Annotated in this window: 16 protein-coding genes; 2 read left to right on the top strand and 14 right to left on the bottom strand. The window is 46.5% G+C overall.

The window, feature by feature from the left end:
* Positions 1–5: 5 nt before the first annotated feature.
* Positions 6–203: a helix-turn-helix transcriptional regulator gene (locus BLT32_RS09435; protein ID WP_034819418.1), complete on the bottom strand. Its 198-nt coding sequence runs from the start codon at positions 201–203 to the stop codon at positions 6–8.
* Between the two features lie 331 nt (positions 204–534).
* Positions 535–1,728: an MFS transporter gene (locus BLT32_RS09430; protein ID WP_034819532.1), complete on the bottom strand. Its 1,194-nt coding sequence runs from the start codon at positions 1,726–1,728 to the stop codon at positions 535–537.
* Between the two features lie 116 nt (positions 1,729–1,844).
* Between BLT32_RS09430 and BLT32_RS09425 the strand changes: the two genes are divergently transcribed.
* Positions 1,845–2,633 (top strand): helix-turn-helix transcriptional regulator, encoded by a 789-nt coding sequence (locus tag BLT32_RS09425; protein ID WP_034819422.1) that lies wholly within the window; start codon positions 1,845–1,847, stop codon positions 2,631–2,633.
* Between the two features lie 453 nt (positions 2,634–3,086).
* On the opposite strand, the gene BLT32_RS09420 is transcribed toward BLT32_RS09425, so the two are convergent.
* From BLT32_RS09420 to BLT32_RS09365, 12 genes are all read right to left on the bottom strand, one after another.
* Positions 3,087–5,186, bottom strand: coding sequence for a GmrSD restriction endonuclease domain-containing protein (locus BLT32_RS09420; RefSeq protein WP_053954092.1), 2,100 nt, complete (start codon positions 5,184–5,186; stop codon positions 3,087–3,089).
* 65 nt (positions 5,187–5,251) lie between these two features.
* Positions 5,252–8,350, bottom strand: coding sequence for an HsdR family type I site-specific deoxyribonuclease (locus BLT32_RS09415; RefSeq protein ID WP_053954091.1), 3,099 nt, complete (start codon positions 8,348–8,350; stop codon positions 5,252–5,254).
* A gap of 1 nt (position 8,351) precedes the next feature.
* The gene (locus BLT32_RS09410; RefSeq protein WP_053954090.1) at positions 8,352–9,536 is read right to left on the bottom strand and encodes an ATP-binding protein; all 1,185 of its coding nucleotides are present in this window, start codon (positions 9,534–9,536) and stop codon (positions 8,352–8,354) included.
* 1 nt (position 9,537) lies between these two features.
* Positions 9,538–10,659 (bottom strand): restriction endonuclease subunit S, encoded by a 1,122-nt coding sequence (locus BLT32_RS09405; RefSeq protein WP_053954089.1) that lies wholly within the window; start codon positions 10,657–10,659, stop codon positions 9,538–9,540.
* Positions 10,656–12,218, bottom strand: coding sequence for a type I restriction-modification system subunit M (locus BLT32_RS09400; RefSeq protein WP_053954088.1), 1,563 nt, complete (start codon positions 12,216–12,218; stop codon positions 10,656–10,658). Before BLT32_RS09400 ends, BLT32_RS09405 begins: the two co-directional genes overlap by 4 nt.
* Positions 12,219–12,278: 60 nt before the next feature.
* Positions 12,279–12,470: a helix-turn-helix domain-containing protein gene (locus tag BLT32_RS09395; protein ID WP_425311132.1), complete on the bottom strand. Its 192-nt coding sequence runs from the start codon at positions 12,468–12,470 to the stop codon at positions 12,279–12,281.
* Between the two features lie 388 nt (positions 12,471–12,858).
* The gene (mobI, locus tag BLT32_RS09385) at positions 12,859–13,431 is read right to left on the bottom strand and encodes a conjugative transfer protein MobI(A/C) (protein WP_053954085.1); all 573 of its coding nucleotides are present in this window, start codon (positions 13,429–13,431) and stop codon (positions 12,859–12,861) included.
* 109 nt (positions 13,432–13,540) lie between these two features.
* Positions 13,541–13,696: a hypothetical protein gene (locus BLT32_RS12920; RefSeq protein ID WP_162838081.1), complete on the bottom strand. Its 156-nt coding sequence runs from the start codon at positions 13,694–13,696 to the stop codon at positions 13,541–13,543.
* A gap of 41 nt (positions 13,697–13,737) precedes the next feature.
* The gene (locus BLT32_RS09380; protein ID WP_053954084.1) at positions 13,738–14,367 is read right to left on the bottom strand and encodes a recombinase family protein; all 630 of its coding nucleotides are present in this window, start codon (positions 14,365–14,367) and stop codon (positions 13,738–13,740) included.
* A gap of 120 nt (positions 14,368–14,487) precedes the next feature.
* Positions 14,488–14,877 (bottom strand): hypothetical protein, encoded by a 390-nt coding sequence (locus tag BLT32_RS09375; protein WP_053954083.1) that lies wholly within the window; start codon positions 14,875–14,877, stop codon positions 14,488–14,490.
* A gap of 70 nt (positions 14,878–14,947) precedes the next feature.
* Positions 14,948–15,361 (bottom strand): hypothetical protein, encoded by a 414-nt coding sequence (locus BLT32_RS09370; RefSeq protein ID WP_053954082.1) that lies wholly within the window; start codon positions 15,359–15,361, stop codon positions 14,948–14,950.
* Positions 15,354–16,202, bottom strand: a complete 849-nt coding sequence (locus BLT32_RS09365; protein WP_053954081.1) for a hypothetical protein — start codon at positions 16,200–16,202, stop codon at positions 15,354–15,356. Before BLT32_RS09365 ends, BLT32_RS09370 begins: the two co-directional genes overlap by 8 nt.
* A gap of 253 nt (positions 16,203–16,455) precedes the next feature.
* Here BLT32_RS09365 and BLT32_RS09360 point away from each other — a divergent pair, with 253 nt between their 5' ends.
* Positions 16,456–18,303 (top strand): VPA1262 family protein, encoded by a 1,848-nt coding sequence (locus BLT32_RS09360; RefSeq protein ID WP_053954080.1) that lies wholly within the window; start codon positions 16,456–16,458, stop codon positions 18,301–18,303.
* Positions 18,304–18,387 lie beyond the last annotated feature (84 nt).

The following is an 18,387-nucleotide window of genomic DNA, read 5'->3' as shown; positions in this document are numbered from 1 at the left end:
TCCTCTCACAGCTTGTCCAGCCACGCTTTTACGTCCTGGTAGCGAAAGCGAACGGCTCGCCCATGGGGATTCGGCTTCACAGGTGCCGGGAACCGCCCCTGTTTTACATAGCGGCGCAGCGTTGCCTGCGATGTTTTCAGGACGGTGCAGACTTCTTCATAAGTCAGTAGACGCTCAGTCGAGGTATTTGATTGTTTCTTCATGACTACTCCAGTTCGGTTGTGAATCGTTCGGAGCAATCATCGGAAATATTCGTCTTAGGGGAGAACCGCGGAATTGCCCAAAAAGGGCGCAAAGGAGAGGTCGGCTAATAAGCCATTGATTATTAATAGATAAAAATCACAAGAAACCAGAAAAAGAACGTCATAATCGCAAAATTAGGGCTTACATGAGTGGGTTTTGTGCATTTAATGACCAAGTTAGCTGCATGGCTTTCACATGTGAAAGTCATTCTCCGGTCTCAGAATCATATTTTGATTCACAGCCACTATTCCTATCCTAGCCAGGATAGGAATAGGTTTGAGGAAATCAGAGTTAGATACCAATTCTACGGACGTTAATACACTGCAATACGGCTCCAATTACAGCCACAGCTCCCGCTCCAACAGGCAATGCCCAGATCGGTAAATCCATCGCCAGAGCCATACCACCTGCCGCAGCACCAATAGCGCTTCCTAAATACAAAGCCGATTCATTAAGTGCTACAGCTAGATTTCCGTCACCCTTAGATTCCCTCACATGAATCAGCTGATTATTCTGGGGAACCTGCAGTGCCCATCCAACGGCCCCCCACAGAATGATTGGCACCATTGCCAACCAAGCATTCCAGGACGCAACTACTGGTAGAATAGCCAGAGATATTGCCAGAATTAACATAATAGCCAATGTCATCTGGGGTCCTTTAACGCGATCAGCGAGAGGTCCTACTAAGAAGCTGCCAAGCACACCTCCAATCCCCCAAACCCATAGAAACGGCGTGATCGAGTCAACGTCCCCGTATTCAGAAGAAGACATAAGAGGAGCCAAAAAGGTATACATCCCTAAACTGGCGATAGCGGCAAGCAAAGATACTGACAGGACCACGATTACCTGACCATCTACCAACAAGGACAACTTTTTACGTAACGGTACGGCATCTGAACTTGGCAGCTCTGGTAGTCGCCAAGCCAACCCGAGAAACGCTATCATTCCAAGTAATGTCACCAGCCAAAGCGCGGAGGCCCAACCTAGTTTTTCCGCCAGTACAAGTCCTCCCGGAACGCCCAAAACAGTACCTGCCGCCATTCCTCCCATGATAATAGCTATTGCTTTGCCACGAGCTGAGGATGACAGTGACGCCGCGATCGCGATCCCCATTGCAAGATAAACACCGGACCCAACCCCTGCTAAGGCACGGAAAGCAAGCAGAAAGTAAAAGTCTGTGGATAGTGCGCTCGCAGCGTTTGACAGAACAAATAACCCAAGCGCAGCTAATAGCCCATTTCGTTGCCGGTTTCCTGGTAACAAAGCCACAACGATCGGTGACCCAATGCCATAGGCGAGAGTAAAAGCTGTCACAAGCTGAGCAGCCACGCCAACGGAGACTCCGAAAGACTGTTCAATCAGAGGTATTAACCCAGCGGTAACATAAGAAGCCATACCCAGCGCAAAAGCGCCTAAAGCAATTAAGTAAACTATGAGTGAATTCGAGTTTGTCGTGATCGTGGGCGCACTCTCTGGGACGCACATTTCATTATTTGAGCTCATAAATAGACTCTCCTAGTGGAAAAGCCGTCATTCTATAAGCAGCATTAAGGTGTTACAATTTAACCATTTATGCTATTACTAAAAGCAACAGGAAACACATGAGTAAGTTAGAGCGTACAAGAAAGGAGCTAGCTGCTTTCTTGAAATCACGGCGAGAACGTCTGGCTCCTACAGACGTGGGGCTCCCTAGTGGGGGGCGTAGACGGACACCAGGGTTGCGGCGTGAAGAAGTTGCCGCTCTATCGGGGGTGGGACTCACTTGGTATACATGGCTCGAACAGGGGCGAGATATTAGTACGTCTTCCTCGTTTCTCGATAACTTGGCCCAAGCGCTGAAACTGGATGCCGCCGAACGTAGGCATCTGTTTTTGCTCGCTCATGACAGGCTGCCGCCGGAACCTGGCAAGACTTACTGTAAAGTTCCGCCTTTAATATTGAGGCTGATGAGAGACTTATCGCCTCACGGCACTTATGTACTTAACCTACGGTGGGATGTGTTGGCTTTCAACGAGGAGGCCGACCGGCTTTTTGGCTTCAATCGCCATCCTCCTGGGCAACGCAACCTGCTTTGGATGCTATTCACAGATCCCGCTCTCCGCGAACGTCTGGTTGACTGGGACAATCAGGCGGCTCAGATGTTATCCAGTTTTAGGCGAGACTACGCTCACGCAACGCAAGAAGCGGATATCCAGGCTCTGGTTACCAATTTACAGAAGGCTTCTCCTGACTTCAGGCAATGGTGGAATCGCCATGATGTTGACGCCCCGTGTCAAGGTGTCAGGGATATGAAAATGGAGAGTGAGACTATCTCTTTTGAACACACTTCAATGACCGTCGATGCTGATCGTCATCTCCGATTGGTTGTTTATGCACAGAGGATTGAGTAGTTGCACGCAATTATTTCGGGAGAGAAATAAAATATTATAAAGGCCCTTTCAGAGCCCCATCCACGTCGTATAAGTAAACGTCGATTCTGGAAAACATTAAGAAATGCGCAACGAGTCCTTTTCGAGGCTCTTCGGAATGGGTCAGGCTCAGAAACACTGGCATGGAGGTTATTGGACTAAGAGCCCGTCGTTTCCACCTGATTTGGAAAACTCACGCACTGGGATTCCGACAACAACTTATCCAGATTAATAGCGTATGTGCTGCTCATATATCCAAGAGGCGACCTATTAGAGCGCATGGAATGAGCTCAAAGTTATCCAAATCAGATAGGTATGTGTAGCGATTGGAAAGTCCTCCAGGAGAGTCCCCGACCGCTGTTGGAGAACTCTCGCTCATTGTGATCATCCAGCCACTACTTTCCGCCCCAGTTGCCGGGGCGCTGTTCCCACTGCTCAATCAGCGTCGTTCCCCATCTGCTTTTCGAACGCCTGTCGAATGAGCCCCATTACATAGGCCAGCTCAGATTCCTCACTTAACCCTACTTCCACATCGCCATTTCCCCAACGTCCGAGGTTGGTCACGTCACGAGCCATCCCTTTCGGATCGCTCAACTCGTGAAACGGCATATTCAGAGACAGTCGCAAACGGGTCTTTTGCGGGACCACATCGACAAAGTTCGTCTCGGCTTTGAACGCTATATAGAGCTTGAGGACTTCTTCAGAGACGCTCGGGTCGAGCGCCAGGACTTCCTTTCGGAGCTGCTCAAATAGAGCGCGCATTGGGGTCCCGTTTGCTAGTTGAGGGTGATCCTCAAGGTTGTAGGCTTCTGGTTTGACGGCCACGTTGCGGTAGGTATCGAGGATCTCGTCCGGCAATACCGGAGCCGCCCAAACCCGCACCGCTTCCTGGGCCAGCTTGGCGGCCCGATTCTTAATTGAGTCCTCATTCCATGCTTCTACAGCTCCCAGGCCCTCGTTGAGCCGTAGAGGGCTTTGTTTGAATCCGCCCTGCATATCGCGCTTCTCGATGAAAGCTCGGTCGCTGTACTCTGAGTTGTAGCCCGTAAGAGTCAGGTTACCCAGCGTATGCAGCCAGGTTTCATGCACACGCTTCCATTCCGGACCTAGCTCATCCTTCCATCTAACAGACAGATTCTCATTCTGCGGCATGATGTGTTCAATCGTGTATTCGTCGACCGGAACCCGTTCCTTGCGCTCGAAATTCTCCAGGCGGCGTAACCAGTAACTCCGACTGCGGAAATTATAGAGATCGCGTACTGCCAGTTCCCTTTTGAACTCTTCGTCATTCGGAAAACGCCGGTATGACTTCAAACCTAGCAGGTGAGCCTTGATGCTCTCCAGGTAACGGTCCTTCTGCAATGATTTGTGAAAGGTCGCAAAGGTCTTGTTCAGCGAGTTTGTGGGGATGGCACAAACGGCACGACGGAACACATAAGCCTCGATCAGCCGAATAGCGCTATGAAAGTCATCTCGGGACAGATTGTCCTGTTGGTAATCATGGTAAAGTTCCAGCAGAAACGGATATGCCACGTCGACTTTTAGCTCCCGCAGGTCCTTAAATGCCATTCCTAGCTGTTTATCTGTTTCTTTCCCCAATGCCATCGCACAAAAATACCGAGCGAAAGCATGTATTTCAGCAACCAATGAATCGACACCAGCACTCGCAACTTCGGCGCGACGTGAATGCTGTTTGAAAGCCTCGTATACCTCATCTAACCGTGGAATTTCCCCGGTTTTAACCGTGAGGTAGTGGCGCATGAAGCTGTCAAAGTAAACGCCATAGCCTTCTTGCCCGAATTCCACCTCCATCGGACGCCAGTGATCGCGATAGAGCCGAGTTTGATGCTCCGGCTCCAGTCCCATCAGCACATAGTTCCGGATCAGGTCAGCCTGGCTCAAAGCTTTTCCTGTGGAATTCATGCTCTCAAAAATGAGTTGAGGGTTATCCTGGTCTCGGCTCAGCGCAATATCAACGATGATGAGCTTTGAAAGGCCCCGGCAGAGGGTTTCCAGTTCCCCGTTAAGCCGCTCAATTTGGCTGTTGAAGAACTCGAAGTTTTCCTGGATTCGAAGAGAACCGTCATCAGGTAACCGCTTCTGCGTGACCAACGCCAGAAGGCTCTCTTTGTCCGTCTGGGTCAATAGCAGTTTGTACGCTCGCTCACCGTCTTCCAACGGGTTAAGCAGGTAGTAATTGCGCAGCTTCTTAGCCGAAAACCCCTCCAGAGGTTCTGTTTCCCCAAGGTGTCGAGATAGCGCCTCAAGAATCAGCATGGTGGTAGTCAGTCGCTGTTGCCCATCAATGACCAGCAACGGTGATTGACTGGACACCTGATAAAGCCCCTTCTCGATGTAGACCACCGAGCCAATGAAATGTGCTGATATACCATCGTCGGTCCCGGCTCGCATAATGTCGTCCCACAGTTGGCGACATTGCTGTTCAGACCAGGAGTACGTTCTCTGGTAGATCGGAATGACAAATTGTGGCGACTTCTTCAGGAAGTCGAGCAGCTTGGCTTCTGTAGCTTTCATAGCGGACGTTATCCCTTTTTTGTTCTGTTACTGCGATTCAACGCTTGATGAGTCCTGGCTACTTATCAAACCTTGCCTCCGACACCTTTAAATTTCTCAACAAATGCAGCGATTTTCTGAAAAACGCTCTGCTTCTTGCTCAAGTATTGCGGGTTCAATGGGCTCATCTTCGGAAGAATGTTGTTGAGCTGTGTTCCGGCGTCGCTGGCATACTCACGTTTAAGCGAAGTAGTGATATAACGCCGAGCTTCATCAGGATCAAGATTTTCCTCACTAATAAGTGCTTCGGCTTCACGCTGCTGTTCCGACTGTGCAAAAGCAAAGAACGCCTCAATCACACTGGCTTTGTCACCAATCAGGTCCAGATTGGTTTGGTTAATAAAGTCCACCATCAGACTTTCTTTGGCACGGTTCCCCAGGCTGGCACGAATAACTCGGCGCACTTCGTCGACCAAATCTGTTTTACTTTTGTTATTTTTGTTGTGCTCGAAGATCAACTCAAGTATGTAATCCAGATTGATCTCTTGCGACTTCAGCAGGTCCACTTCAAATACAACATCGTCCCAGTCAATAGTGGATTGTTCCTTCTCATCGGCCGATTTTTGGCGACGCTGCCAATCTCGGATATCGTTATAGGTAGATCGGTAATCCTGAACTTTGCGTTCGGCTGGTAAGCGTATGGTTTGTAGCTCAGCCAACTTTTCGTCATCCAAGTAATGTTCGACTTTAAACGCTTCAACAGCCTCCGGATTGTTCATATCCAATGTTTGCAAGGCTTTCAGACTGGCAAATTCATCGTAGTTTTGCAGTATGTTCTCGACTCGCAGGTACTCGCCGAAGAGTTTAGCAAAGGCTTTTTTGTCGGCTTCTTTTCCAATGTTGGTCGGATCAGGAAAATGCTGCTCCAACTCACCAACCACTTCCATAAATCCACGCCGCACTTCACCAGTGACAACATCAGTGAAGCCTTCCATGTATTCCTTGTAACTTTTTTCCAGCACCACGTTTTTAGTGTTTTTATCACCAAAAAGCGTGATGGCATCTACCGTAGCTTTTTCCAAGTCACGGAAGGTGACGATATTGCCAAAAGTTTTGGTGGCGTCATAAATACGGTTGGTACGTGAGTAGGCCTGCATCAGGCCGTGATAACGCAAGTTTTTGTCTACAAACAAGGTATTCAGCGTGGGCGCGTCAAAGCCTGTGAGGAACATGCCCACGACGATCAACAGGTCGATTTCCTTGGTTTTAACTCGCTTAGCTAGGTCGCGGTAATAGTTCTGAAATCCGTTGCTGTCGACACTGAAGTTAGTTTTAAAGAAAGTGTTATAATCGGCTATCGCGACGTTTAAAAACTCCTTGGCGCTGGAGTTCATAGCTGACACTTCAAAACTTTCGTCGACGATATCACCGATGGCATCTTGCTCTTCATTGGCAGCAAAGGAAAAGATAGTGGCGATTCTCAACGGCTTTTCGCTACCTGCTTGCAACTTGTTAAGCGACTCGTAATAAAGCTTAGCGGCATCTACACTACTGACCGCGAACATTGCATTGAATCCTTTCGCATTCGCTTGCAGCCGATGTGTTTTCTGGCGGTAGTTGTTCAGAATGTACAGCGATATTTCACGAATACGCTCCGGGTGCAGCAAGGCCTGTTTATTCTCAAGCGCACTCAGTTTCTTCTCATCTTGCTCGGATTCAATTTCTTTGAACTTCGGGCGAACATCGTTGTAGTCCACCTTGAACTTGAGCACCTTTTCGTCTCGGATTGCATCGGTGATCACATAAGAGTGGAGTTCACGTCCAAACACGCTGGCGGTGGTTTCTGCACCCAAGGCGTTTTGCGGGAAGATAGGTGTACCGGTAAAGCCAAACTGATAGAAACGCTTAAACTTCTTCTTCAGATTTTTTTGCGCTTCACCGAACTGACTTCGGTGGCATTCATCGAAGATAAAAACCACCTGCTTGTTGTAAATAGAAAGATCACCTTCGCTTTTCATCAGGTTATTGAGCTTCTGAATTGTGGTTACGACGATCTTGTTGTCGTCTTTATCCAGATTGCGTTTTAAGCCTGCGGTGCTGTCTGAACCATTTACGCTATCGGGGGAAAAGCGTTGGTATTCCTTCATTGTCTGGTAGTCCAGATCTTTCCTGTCTACCACAAAGAACACCTTGTCGATAAACTCCAATTCGGTGGCTAATCGTGCTGCTTTGAAGCTCGTTAAGGTTTTACCGGAACCTGTGGTATGCCAGACAAACCCACCGCTTTCCGGTCTACTCCAGTTTTTAGCTTCAAAAGAGCTTTTAATTTTCCATAAAATGCGTTCTGTAGCGGCAATCTGATACGGCCGCATTACCAGCAACGTATCACTGACGTCAAATACAGAATAGTGCAACAGCACATTGAGCAGGGTGTTCTTTTGGAAAAAGGTCGTGGTAAAGTCCTTTAAGTCTTTGATTAGACTATTATCGGACTTCGCCCAGTTCATGGTGAAATCAAAACTGTTTTTGTTGCGCTGGGTGGTATTGGCGAAATAGCGTGTGTCGGTACCGTTTGAGATCACAAACAATTGTAAGTATTTATACAGCGAATTTTCGCTGTTAAAGCTTTCTTTGCTGTAACGATGTACCTGATTAAACGCCTCGCGAATAGCGATGCCACGTTTTTTTAGCTCGATTTGAACCAGTGGTAGTCCGTTCACCAGAATGGTCACATCGTAACGGTTGGCATGACTACCAATTTGCTCAAATTGCTTAATCACCTGAACTTTGTTGCGGGAAATTTTCTTTTTATCGACTAGGTAAATATTTTTTATACGGCCGTCGTCAAACACAAAGTCGTGAATATAATCATCGTGGATTTTGCGAGTTTTATCGACGATAGTATCACTTGGTTTATCCAAATAGGTTTCAACGAATCGTTTCCACTCACTCTCTAAAAACTCTAAATTATTGAGTGTTTGCAGTTGCATTCGCACATTTGCAAGCATGGCTTCTGGGTTATTAAGATTGGGCAAATACTCGTATCCTTGGTTGCTTAAGTCCTGAATCAGCTCCCGCTCCAGATCGCCTTCGCTCTGATAATTCTCATTCACTTGCCATTGCTTAGTGTAACTATCGAGAACAATAAAATTGCTGGACTCTACGATGGTTTTATAGTCAGCCATGTTATACATCCTCGTTCCAAAACCCATATGTATTAAGGTTTTCAAGTAGAGTGCGAACCATCTCTTTTTCAGGCGCTGTGGGTTCTGCTATTTCTTCATTAGTAAGAGTATTATGAGGATAAAAGTTCATGATCCGATTAGCATATGCCTTCTTTGGTTCCGGCAATAAGTCGGACCATCGGTTATATCCAAGGAAGTTAGCCGTTTTTTCATATAAGTTTCGAAGCAAAGCGAAATGATAGCGCTGAACACTACTTGATTCGATAGCTAGTTCTATCAGCTTCTTGATGTGTAAATGATAAGAGAAGCTTTTATTTGAATCGCCTTTCTTCTCCTCTAGTTCAAAGGTCTCGTCATCAAATTTACTTAGAATATAACCATTTTTGAGTTTTAACTCGTTGTAAAGTACATTATAAAAAATAGTACTGTGCGTTGATATAATAAACCTTAGTCCATCACGCCCATCATTAGAAAAATAACTAGATCTAATTAGCGCTGCCAAATTGACAGCTAACTCTATTAGATGGTTTTCGTCTAGAGAGCTGACAGGGTCATCTATATACACATATTTTAGCTGATTGAATTGCTCTGTTTCTCTTTCATTAGGGTCTGCAACATTTAAGATATCTATTACTTGTTCCAAAAGGTTGTAGAAAATACTCCAAACAAAGTTACTCTCTTCACCTTTTGAAATTTTCAAAACACCTGAGCTATCATCGTCGCCACGCTCCAAAGAGAAAGTCACTTCCGAAAATGCTTTAATCGTCTTATGTTGTCCACTCTCGTCGTTGAAGGTATATTCTGGATTAAAGCGAGGAGTTAACTTTCCACTGGAAAACCTTTGAAAGTATGAAACAACATTTTGATCCTGGCCTTGCTCTTGTAGTACCCAGTCAGTAAAACTATTAGGTTGAATCTTCAGCTTTGGCTCAACATCACCCTCTAAGTCGTTATCCCAATAAAATAGGTCTTCTGTAAATGCATTGTAGTAAAGAATTTTATTGCGCGAGAGCTCAATCTGCCCAGCGTCCTCACCACCATTCTGCGCCCCATTTTTGGGTACAATCAAATCTTTAAAGATTCGCGACAAACGTGTCTTCCCTGTACCATTAAAGGCATATATCAACTGCACTTTCTTATTGGTATTTTTTAACTGCTCAGCAACTTGTTCTAGGCTCTTACTCATATCAGGCCGCTACCTCTGAATCTGGCTTAGAGAAGCTCAGCAGTAAATCGCGATAGTATTCGTATTGCTTTTGACGAAGCTCGATTTCTCGAGGCAAGCCCTCGGTGACGGAATTGGTCAGGACGTCGAATTTGTCAAGGATTTCGACAATTCGACCTTGCTCTTCAAGTGATGGTACGGGTATAGGAAATTTTAAAAACATTGGTCTGCGAAGAGATGTAACCGATGAGCTTACCGACGCTTTTTGAACGTATGCGTAAAAATATGCGGATATATAATGATATACAAACCTTGGCTCCATGAACTCGCTAGGAACAATACGATATGCTCGCTGATGTAAGGCATACCTACCTTGGGCATAGTGATACACTTTGCCTACTCCGGCCCCATCACCAGCTGTGATGATTGCAGTTTCATCGAAGTCGAATACATTTAGCCTTAACGGTTCGCGACCGCGGGCGTAAAAAATATAATCGCCATCAGATATAGCATCTTTTGTATCATGACTACCCGTACCGATTACGGCCACATCCCCTAGCACTTTCCATTCTACTTTTCCTTCCTCAAAGGTAAGTACTTTGTCGCGGTAGTAGTTGTATTGTTTTTTTCTTAGGTTAAGCTCGGTGGTCAACTCGGCGGTCATAGCGGTAAATGCGTCCAGGATACGCACGATTTCGGCTTGGATTTCTAGCGATCTTTCTTGGTTATCTGGACAGGGTATGGGGACAAGAATTTTGTTCAAAATAGCTTGCGTCAGACTCGGTCTTCCTGAGCCAGTATCTAGTGCCATAAGGTCAATCGTTTGAAAAAAATGATAAAGATATTTTGGTACGATCTTGGAAGTGTCAATTTCGGTATAGTAAATGGTGTCAACGTTCCAAAAAGGTGTCTCAACATAGAAGATATTTGTGATAGTACCTTTTCGGGGTATTAATACCGTTGGCCTGTCATACGAGTATGTATCGACATATCCCATTACTCCACCCGAACCGTACACAGGAACATCACCGGAACCTAAGCCTTTCCAGTCTTTACCATGCTTAATCTTGGCAAGTTGCTCTAAAGGCAGCCACTTTACATCGCCCCCATCCAGCAGTTTATCTATAAAACTTAAGACGCTCATGCTTCCAGCTCCTCGCCTTCAATCACTGCCACAATCTCATCAATGTCTCTACGCAGCTGGTCAATTTTCTCGGCGCTCGCTTTTAGCTCGGTATTAAGCTCATCTATATCTACCACTTCGCGAGTGTCTTTGGCATCCACATAACTGCTAACCGACAGGTTGTAGTCATTGGCGGCAACTTTCTCAAGCGGAACGTAATTAGCGAAGTGGTCTACAATCTCTTTGCTATCAAACGCTTGCATGATGTCATCAATGTGCTTATCGGTGAGTATGTTGGTATTGGTCTCTTTTTTGAAATATGCCTCACCGCTGGCATCAATAAACTGGATACTGGTATCGGTTTTGTGTTTTGACAGCACCAAAATGTTCACGGCGATGGTCGTGCCATAAAATAGATTGGGCGCGAGAGAAATGACTGTTTCTACAAAGTTATTATCCACTAGGTACTTGCGGATTTTCTGCTCGGCTCCACCCCGGTAAAATATACCTGGGAAACATACTATCGCCGCCCGTCCCTTGCTGGAGAGATAACTAAGTGCATGAAGTACAAAGGCAAAGTCGGCTTTGGATTTAGGTGGTAGCACGCCAGCGGGGGCAAAGCGCTCATCGTTAATCAAGGTCGGGTCGTCACTACCTTTCCATTTCACAGAGTATGGCGGATTAGAGACAATTGCATCAAAGGGCTTGTCGTGATCAAAATGCGGGTCTGTCAGGGTGTTGCCCAACTGAATATTGAATTTGTCGTAATTAATGTTATGCAAAAACATGTTCATTCGGGCAAGGTTGTAAGTAGTATGGTTGATCTCCTGACCGAAGAAGCCCTCTTCAATCACGTGCGGATCAACGTGTTTAGTAGCTTGCAGAAGTAGAGAGCCGGAACCACATGCCGGGTCATAAATTTTATTCACACTGGTTTGCTTATGCATAGCAAGCTGGGCAATCAGCTTGGAAACATGCTGCGGAGTAAAAAACTCACCTCCAGATTTACCGGCATTGGCAGCATAGCTTGAGATTAGAAACTCGTATGCGTCACCGAACATATCAAAGTCACTGCCATGAAAGTCACCGAGATTTAGTTCAGCTACGCCCTTGAGTACCGCTGCTAAGCGGCTATTTTTATCTTTTACCGTATTACCCAAGCGGTTACTGGTAGTATCGAAGTCTGCAAACAGGCCTTTGATATCCCCCTCAGAAGGGTAGCCGCTGGCCGAAGCTTCTATGGAATTAAAAATATCCGCTAGGTCTGTATTAAGGCTCTCGTTAGTGTTGGCATTTTTAGCAACATTTTCAAATAGATCACTGGGATAGATGAAGTAGCCCTTGGTTTTAATAGCATCATCTTTGATTTCGGGGGTAATGACACTATTGGGCATGTCAGCATAATTTATGCTTTCATCCCCTGCTTCTATATAAGCGCAGAAGTTTTCGCTGATAAAACGGTAGAACAAGGTGCCCAGTACGTATTGTTTGAAGTCCCAGCCGTCTACCGCACCACGTACTTCGTTGGCAATGGCCCAGATCTGGCGGTGTAGTGCGGCGCGTTGTTGTGAACTTGTCATACGTCTTTTCTCATTTTGCTTCGTTAATGTGTGTCGTTACGGCTAGTGCTGGCTTATAGGTCAGCCATTCCGTTTAGCCTCTGTCCGCTCAAGCAGATCGCCTACCTGACATTCAAAGAGCAGGCACAGCTTTTCAATCGCTACCAGATCAACTTTCTGAGCCGTCTCTTTGTAGAGCAAGGTCACCGTCGCGCGGCTGAGCCCCGTTTCTCTCGCAACATCGGCAATACGCATCTTGTGCTCACCCATCATGCGGGCGAGATGGCAGCGGATCATGGCTATGCCTCTAGTGTTTGGTTTTATCTCGAGATCATATCACGAATTTGTTATTTGGCTATTATTTTGCGAGATAAAATAAAATTATGACATTTTGATTTATAAATAAGGTTGGCACTTACCGAAATTACGCCCTACACGTAATTTCGGTGAGTTCGAGCCTGCTGCTATGGAGGATTACTCTTTGGGTAGGGTTGAAAGGTAGTGAATATTTTTCTGTGTTAGTTGATCGCGCAACCGCTGGTTTTCCAGAGTATGTGCCTTAGCATCCAACAGATGGCGCAGCGCCATTAGACGCTTGAAGACTTCCCAAAACAAGCCCGCAAAGCCCGCCAGAAGGGGACGGGCCTGAATGGTTTTTAGTTTAGGATTCCGGGGCCTGAAGGCCATCGAAGTGCGCCTCCAAATTGTCCAACTGCTTCAGGTTTGCCCTGACGAGACGGCGCATGTGAGTGAGGTTTGCATTCATGATACGCACTATCTCAAACCCGGCTTCGGTCTCCTCAATGATGGGCCTTTCCCAGTCGTGAGCGCGGTTAAATGCGGGTTTTGAGTACCGGTGTTTCAGGGCTCGGCGGATGTGTTCACTGAAAACCGCATGCCCTTTACCGTTTTTCACTCTTACGAAGGTGTTGTAATACCAGTGCATTTCCAAGCTGCCGTGCAGCATTCTCACCCTGCAGCCGTGATGGCCAGGGTAGCCTCTCGTTTCCTTGGTTCGATGAGCCTCATTATGTGCCCAAAAATAGTCCGACAGTCGCTGAGCGAGATAGCGTAGGCGTGCTCTCTCCATATCCAGACTTTTGGATAGCGATTGTAGATACTGTCTGCATTGATCAAGCGCCATTCGGCGCCCCTGGTGATGGTCAAACTCCCCGGCGCGAGCCACCTCATGCCACTTATCGGTGATTTCCTGAATGGTTTTGGGTTTGCTCATTAGCATTCTCCTGTTGGTTGATGTTCAAGAGAAATACTACTGGCCGCAGAGACAAACCCACGGGTCTGTAATTTGCCAATTTGGGCAAAAGTAGCCGTTTACCCCCAAATTATCTGGAATTTTTATCGACCTGGCGGCGTGTTTTAAACTTCCGGTTGAGAAATGCTTCCAGCTTGTCAGCATTCAGGTATGTGATGCCGCAGATCGCCAGGATAACGGCGACAAAGCCGAGGAAAGCAATGAGTGTGACGGACATATCGATCATGTGAGTTCTCCTGTTTTCGTTCTTTGATTGCAAATTGCAGCCTATGCTGCATCTGACTGCTTTTGTTCCTTTGCGACAGAGGCAATCAGATGGCGCGAACAACCCAGGATGTCCTGGATTTCACTATAGCTATGACCGGTGCGCAGTAAACTGGCGATGTGTTGTCGCCTCTTCAGATCAGGTTGGCGACCCTGATACTTACCCTCGCTGCGGGCCTTTTTGATACCCTGATTCTGGCGGCGGCGTCTGTCCTCGTAATCTTTGCGGGCTACCGCTGCCAGCATGTCGAGCATCATGCTGTTGACAGCCTGCAATATGGAATCGGTAAAGCCGGTGTTATCCTTCTTATCCAGTGCTAGCCAACTCGTGGGCAGTTCTGGCGAGACAATCGCCAACCGCTTGGCTGCCAGCTTCTGTTTGAGCGTATCCCAGTCCTGCTGTTTAAGGCGGGCAAGCCGGTCTATCTGCTCCACCAGTACAATGTCACCTTCACCAGATTCGGCAATCAGTCGCATCAGTTCGGGGCGATGCAATGTGGCACCGGAGACGTTCTCGGTATAAAAGGCAGCAATGCGCTGGCCGTGTTGCTCGGCAAACTGGATTAGCGATGCTTTGGCCCGCTCGGCATTTTGTTCCTGAGTAGATGCTCTCAAATAGGCGCGTATAAACATTAATGCCTCCTCAGTCTGTTATAAGTGGTTCCACTTGGCTGGTCTGTTTTAAATGGTTCCTTGTCATGTTGAACGGCCTGAATAGTTGGTTCCTCTGATGTGTACCCAAAAGGAACCACCTCAAGAGTCGAAAAACTCCCCGAACGGATCATCTTCCCGGAGGATCGGATTGACTCTGAAGTCATCGAACAGAGCGCTAGTGTCTTGTTGACTCCCAGTGCCGGGGGTTGTGGTGCTGCTTGGACCCTTTTCTTCCCTACCACCGCCTCGACTAAACGACGCCATCTTTTTCTCGAATTCAGGAAACGTCATTTGCCCATCGGGTCCCTTGGTAAAAACCGTCTTGTAAGCATCGAGTGCGGCCATTGCGAAGCGAATGAGCAGTACGACCACCCAAAGCAGGAACAATAGATACCATGCGTAAAGCGCTGCATCGGTACCCCTTAAGGCGAGCTCCACAACGCCGATCCCGGCGAGCACCACTGCTACTATTTTTGTCACCCTCACCATGGTTTCAGTCCCCGATAGTTCTTTACTTCGAAGCTATCAGAACCTGAGAAAATGCAAGTTGTGACCAGCGTCAGGCCGCTCTGACCCGCTCGGCCAGCCATGGCAGTTTCACTTTGTTGTAGGCATCGTCCGTCATCACCCTCAAAACTTCCGCGTCCAGGTGTGGAACCACCAACGCAGTGCCTTGGTATCGAACTCGCGGAAAGTTGCATGGCTGGAATACGCCATGAGGGAGGTCGTCCTCATCGCCCAGCCATTGTCTGAGCCGGAGATCGATACACCAGCCCTGTTCGAGCTCGACCCAGCAATGGGGAGCAGTGGCCATTTGGCCCAGTCGGTCCTCTGCGTAGCCGATACGGCATTGATGGAAGACACCTTGCTCGCTCAGGGCATTGCTGATCACAAAGGTCATGCAGTCGCTATCGATTTTGGCGTCTTCAAGCGGCAACAGCGCGAACTCAAGTTCATCATGCCAGTCACTCATGATCTGGCTCCTTGAACATCAGTCGCTGTCCCTGCTCGTAAAGCACAGGGTACGGCAGTGGTTCGCCATCCTGGATGACGGTGCCGGGAGGAAAATACACCACCATCCAGGATGGTAAGGCACCACTGACCGTGCGGTAGAACTCGTCCACAGGGAAGCTGAGTTGCTCACCTGATTGCCGGAAAACGAGGCGAGAATAATTCTCTGGATGATTAGCCGCGATGTTGTAGCTTTCGGGCTCAGTACCTTCCACGTAGGCGGGAGACCTCCAACGATTCGGCGTCTTGATGTTGTAGGCAACCACACATTGACCCACACCACATCCATACTCAGTGCTTTCAATCGACCAAAGCACCAGTGGATGGCCGTCTATCTCGGGCGTCTCCACGTTACTGAGTTTGGTGGCGCTCAACGCCATATCATTGGCAGCTAATCGGATGGCCTGGTCCACCAGATCCACATACTGCTCATAGGCCTGAGCCTCCGAAGTGGCCATAGACGCTGGCATCCATCCCATCAGGCTTGGTCTCGCCGACGGATTGTCTGGAGTCATCATGATGTCAGTAGCGTTGAACAAAAACGTCTGGCTACCTGAGAGATGTCGAAGCGGTGCATCGAATGAAGTCGCCAGGCTGGCGAGATCCAGTAATGGCACCAACATGCCTTTACTGTAGGAGCGAGTACCATCCCCAGAATCCCGCAAGTCCATATCGTAGATGCCACCGGCTCTCGCCAGGTTTAAAGCCCGAGACTCTTCCGGATTGTAAGCTCGAGGGGTGGCCGCGCAGCCAACCAGGGCAGCGGCCAATATTGCTGTAGTTAAGGGTGCTAATCTTTTCATTATGTCCTCCTGCTTTTATTAAATATTCTCATGAGGTTGAGAATATGCAAGAGAAAAAATAAAAATAATCTTTTCAAATCAATGGCTTGTGCTAACAGAACAAAGTTCCTTGAGCTCAAACATATAAATCGGCAGGTACACTGCCGTCACGTTGAAACTCATGCCGTTGTAAAACACTATAAAATGATAGATGGTAACGGCGAGGGACGTACCAATTTACAAAGTTGATACAAGAGCATAAATCGAGGCAATAATGAACAAAGGATTTAACGACAATAAGGTCAGCACAACATTAAAAGACCTAATAGGCGACACTAGACTGGCTCGTTTATTCCATGATGACTCTCGACCATGCGCAGTACAGCTTTGGATTCTTCAAATTCATTCCACAGAAACAACTAAAAACCGGATTATCTATGGTCGTGTAGTACCATACTCACATTCTAATAGCTCTTGGTCTTTCAGCAATAACGACAAATTTTCGACTCTTGAACATTGCAGAGCGAAAATCACCCGACTCAATCTGTACATCGATAGCAATTTGTTAAGTGATTTTCTGGAAATGCTTTGTAATGGAGTTAAGATTTCCACGATCAGCGATACTTTAGGTCTTGAGCGAAGCAATAAGTTTGATGAGAAATTCGGCACAATATTTTTAGATCCAAAAAATTTAGTTTATAAACCCGTAACATATCTTATCAACAAGGATGCGTTCGAACTTCACTCGACTACTAGCCCCCATGGAGCAGCGGGTGCCATGAGCGCATCGATCACTCAAGTAGATAAATTATCTATCTTCCAAGCAGATCATAATTATCGATCCGACCTAATAAAGTTTATTGTCGAACATCTAAACTTTGACACTGGCTTGAACTTTGAACAGAACGATAAAGTGCGGTTTGGTGATATCGAATTTCTTGTCTTCCCGACTTTAGATGAAAAAGAGAAAAATTTACTTGAAGTTGTTTGGGGCGATAAAAGACGAAAGTTAAGCGTTAAATTCGACTCCAAAAATCTTCCTAATTACTCTGGCTTTATATTCAACATTAAGATCTTTAACAGCGGCCAAATTATATACTCAAGAATTGCAAATGCGGAAAAGTACGACAACCGTATGTATATGCGCGAATTCGATATTGATAAAACAATTAGATCCATCGCTGACTCTACTGAACTAGAAATCTATGGTTTTAATGCCGAAGTTAACGAAGAAAATATATTATGTTGCAGGTGGCGTACCGGATATATTCGAGAAATTAACTTTCAAGCTAATGTGGCCGGTGGTAATTCAAGCTCCGTTAAATTTGATTGGTTAGAGAACACGGTAAAAGAAAAGCAATCAAGCCGCGTGAAAGCAGTACTAACTAAAAACACAGGAAATCATGGGTTTGCTAGCCAAGTTGGCGGCCGAGAAGCCGACCCTTGGATTGCTATAAACCGCGAAATAAGCCCTATTTTCAACAAGCTGCACCCAAAAAAATCCGATGCAAGGTTTTTCGAACGTTATGGACCAAGCGATGGTGAAGGCCGTTTACAGTTTGTCGAATGGTTCAAAGCTCTTTTTTCAAAATATAATGACAGTCAAATTATAATCTTCGATCCGTATTTTGATTCAGCTGGATTATCGTTGCTTTCTTTATATGCTGCGCCTAAATGTAATTACATAGTGTTTACTTCACTACCAAAGCAAAAAGGCGACGAAGAAAATCCTACTAATCGTAACAGAGTAGATGATCTAGTTACTGCTTGTGAAAACAACAAACGAACTCTCTCAAAAATAAACCTCAGAATCATTGGCTTAAAAGATGGTAAACTCCATGACCGATATATTCTGATTATAGGGAGCGACGGCCTACCAATAGCTGGATTTAATTTGTCTAACTCCTTGCAGAAGGTGGCAGAGAACTATCCCTTACTTATTACGCCGATACCATCTGATACTTTATTAGAGGTCGAAAAATATAAAAGCAGTCTTTTGAAAGAATTAGAGGCAAAAAAACCTGACTCTGAAGAAAATAACCCTGGATTAAGCGAACTCTATGTTTCTTCCGATGCTCCTAGGAAAACTGTAAGATACGAGCCACTAAAGAGGCCTTGTTGAACAAATAGCGGAACTTTCTCAGTTAGCGTTGATCAGATCGCCAAACCACGCTGATACTAGACACCGCAATGAGCAAAGCAAAAT

The sequence above is a fragment of the Idiomarina zobellii genome, assembly GCF_900100855.1.
Lineage (GTDB): Bacteria > Pseudomonadota > Gammaproteobacteria > Enterobacterales > Alteromonadaceae > Idiomarina > Idiomarina zobellii.
This window is presented reverse-complemented; position numbering and strand designations above follow the sequence as displayed.

What these genes read in the sequence shown, in the direction of transcription:
- BLT32_RS09435 (WP_034819418.1), bottom strand. Translation starts at nt 203, where the DNA reads ATGAAGAAACAATCAAATACCTCGACTGAGCGTCTACTGACTTATGAA.
- BLT32_RS09430 (WP_034819532.1), bottom strand. Translation starts at nt 1,728, where the DNA reads ATGTGCGTCCCAGAGAGTGCGCCCACGATCACGACAAACTCGAATTCA.
- BLT32_RS09425 (WP_034819422.1), top strand. Translation starts at nt 1,845, where the DNA reads ATGAGTAAGTTAGAGCGTACAAGAAAGGAGCTAGCTGCTTTCTTGAAA.
- BLT32_RS09420 (WP_053954092.1), bottom strand. Translation starts at nt 5,186, where the DNA reads ATGAAAGCTACAGAAGCCAAGCTGCTCGACTTCCTGAAGAAGTCGCCA.
- BLT32_RS09415 (WP_053954091.1), bottom strand. Translation starts at nt 8,350, where the DNA reads ATGGCTGACTATAAAACCATCGTAGAGTCCAGCAATTTTATTGTTCTC.
- BLT32_RS09410 (WP_053954090.1), bottom strand. Translation starts at nt 9,536, where the DNA reads ATGAGTAAGAGCCTAGAACAAGTTGCTGAGCAGTTAAAAAATACCAAT.
- BLT32_RS09405 (WP_053954089.1), bottom strand. Translation starts at nt 10,659, where the DNA reads ATGAGCGTCTTAAGTTTTATAGATAAACTGCTGGATGGGGGCGATGTA.
- BLT32_RS09400 (WP_053954088.1), bottom strand. Translation starts at nt 12,218, where the DNA reads ATGACAAGTTCACAACAACGCGCCGCACTACACCGCCAGATCTGGGCC.
- BLT32_RS09395 (WP_425311132.1), bottom strand. Translation starts at nt 12,470, where the DNA reads ATGATGGGTGAGCACAAGATGCGTATTGCCGATGTTGCGAGAGAAACG.
- mobI (WP_053954085.1), bottom strand. Translation starts at nt 13,431, where the DNA reads ATGAGCAAACCCAAAACCATTCAGGAAATCACCGATAAGTGGCATGAG.
- BLT32_RS12920 (WP_162838081.1), bottom strand. Translation starts at nt 13,696, where the DNA reads ATGATCGATATGTCCGTCACACTCATTGCTTTCCTCGGCTTTGTCGCC.
- BLT32_RS09380 (WP_053954084.1), bottom strand. Translation starts at nt 14,367, where the DNA reads ATGTTTATACGCGCCTATTTGAGAGCATCTACTCAGGAACAAAATGCC.
- BLT32_RS09375 (WP_053954083.1), bottom strand. Translation starts at nt 14,877, where the DNA reads ATGGTGAGGGTGACAAAAATAGTAGCAGTGGTGCTCGCCGGGATCGGC.
- BLT32_RS09370 (WP_053954082.1), bottom strand. Translation starts at nt 15,361, where the DNA reads ATGAGTGACTGGCATGATGAACTTGAGTTCGCGCTGTTGCCGCTTGAA.
- BLT32_RS09365 (WP_053954081.1), bottom strand. Translation starts at nt 16,202, where the DNA reads ATGAAAAGATTAGCACCCTTAACTACAGCAATATTGGCCGCTGCCCTG.
- BLT32_RS09360 (WP_053954080.1), top strand. Translation starts at nt 16,456, where the DNA reads ATGAACAAAGGATTTAACGACAATAAGGTCAGCACAACATTAAAAGAC.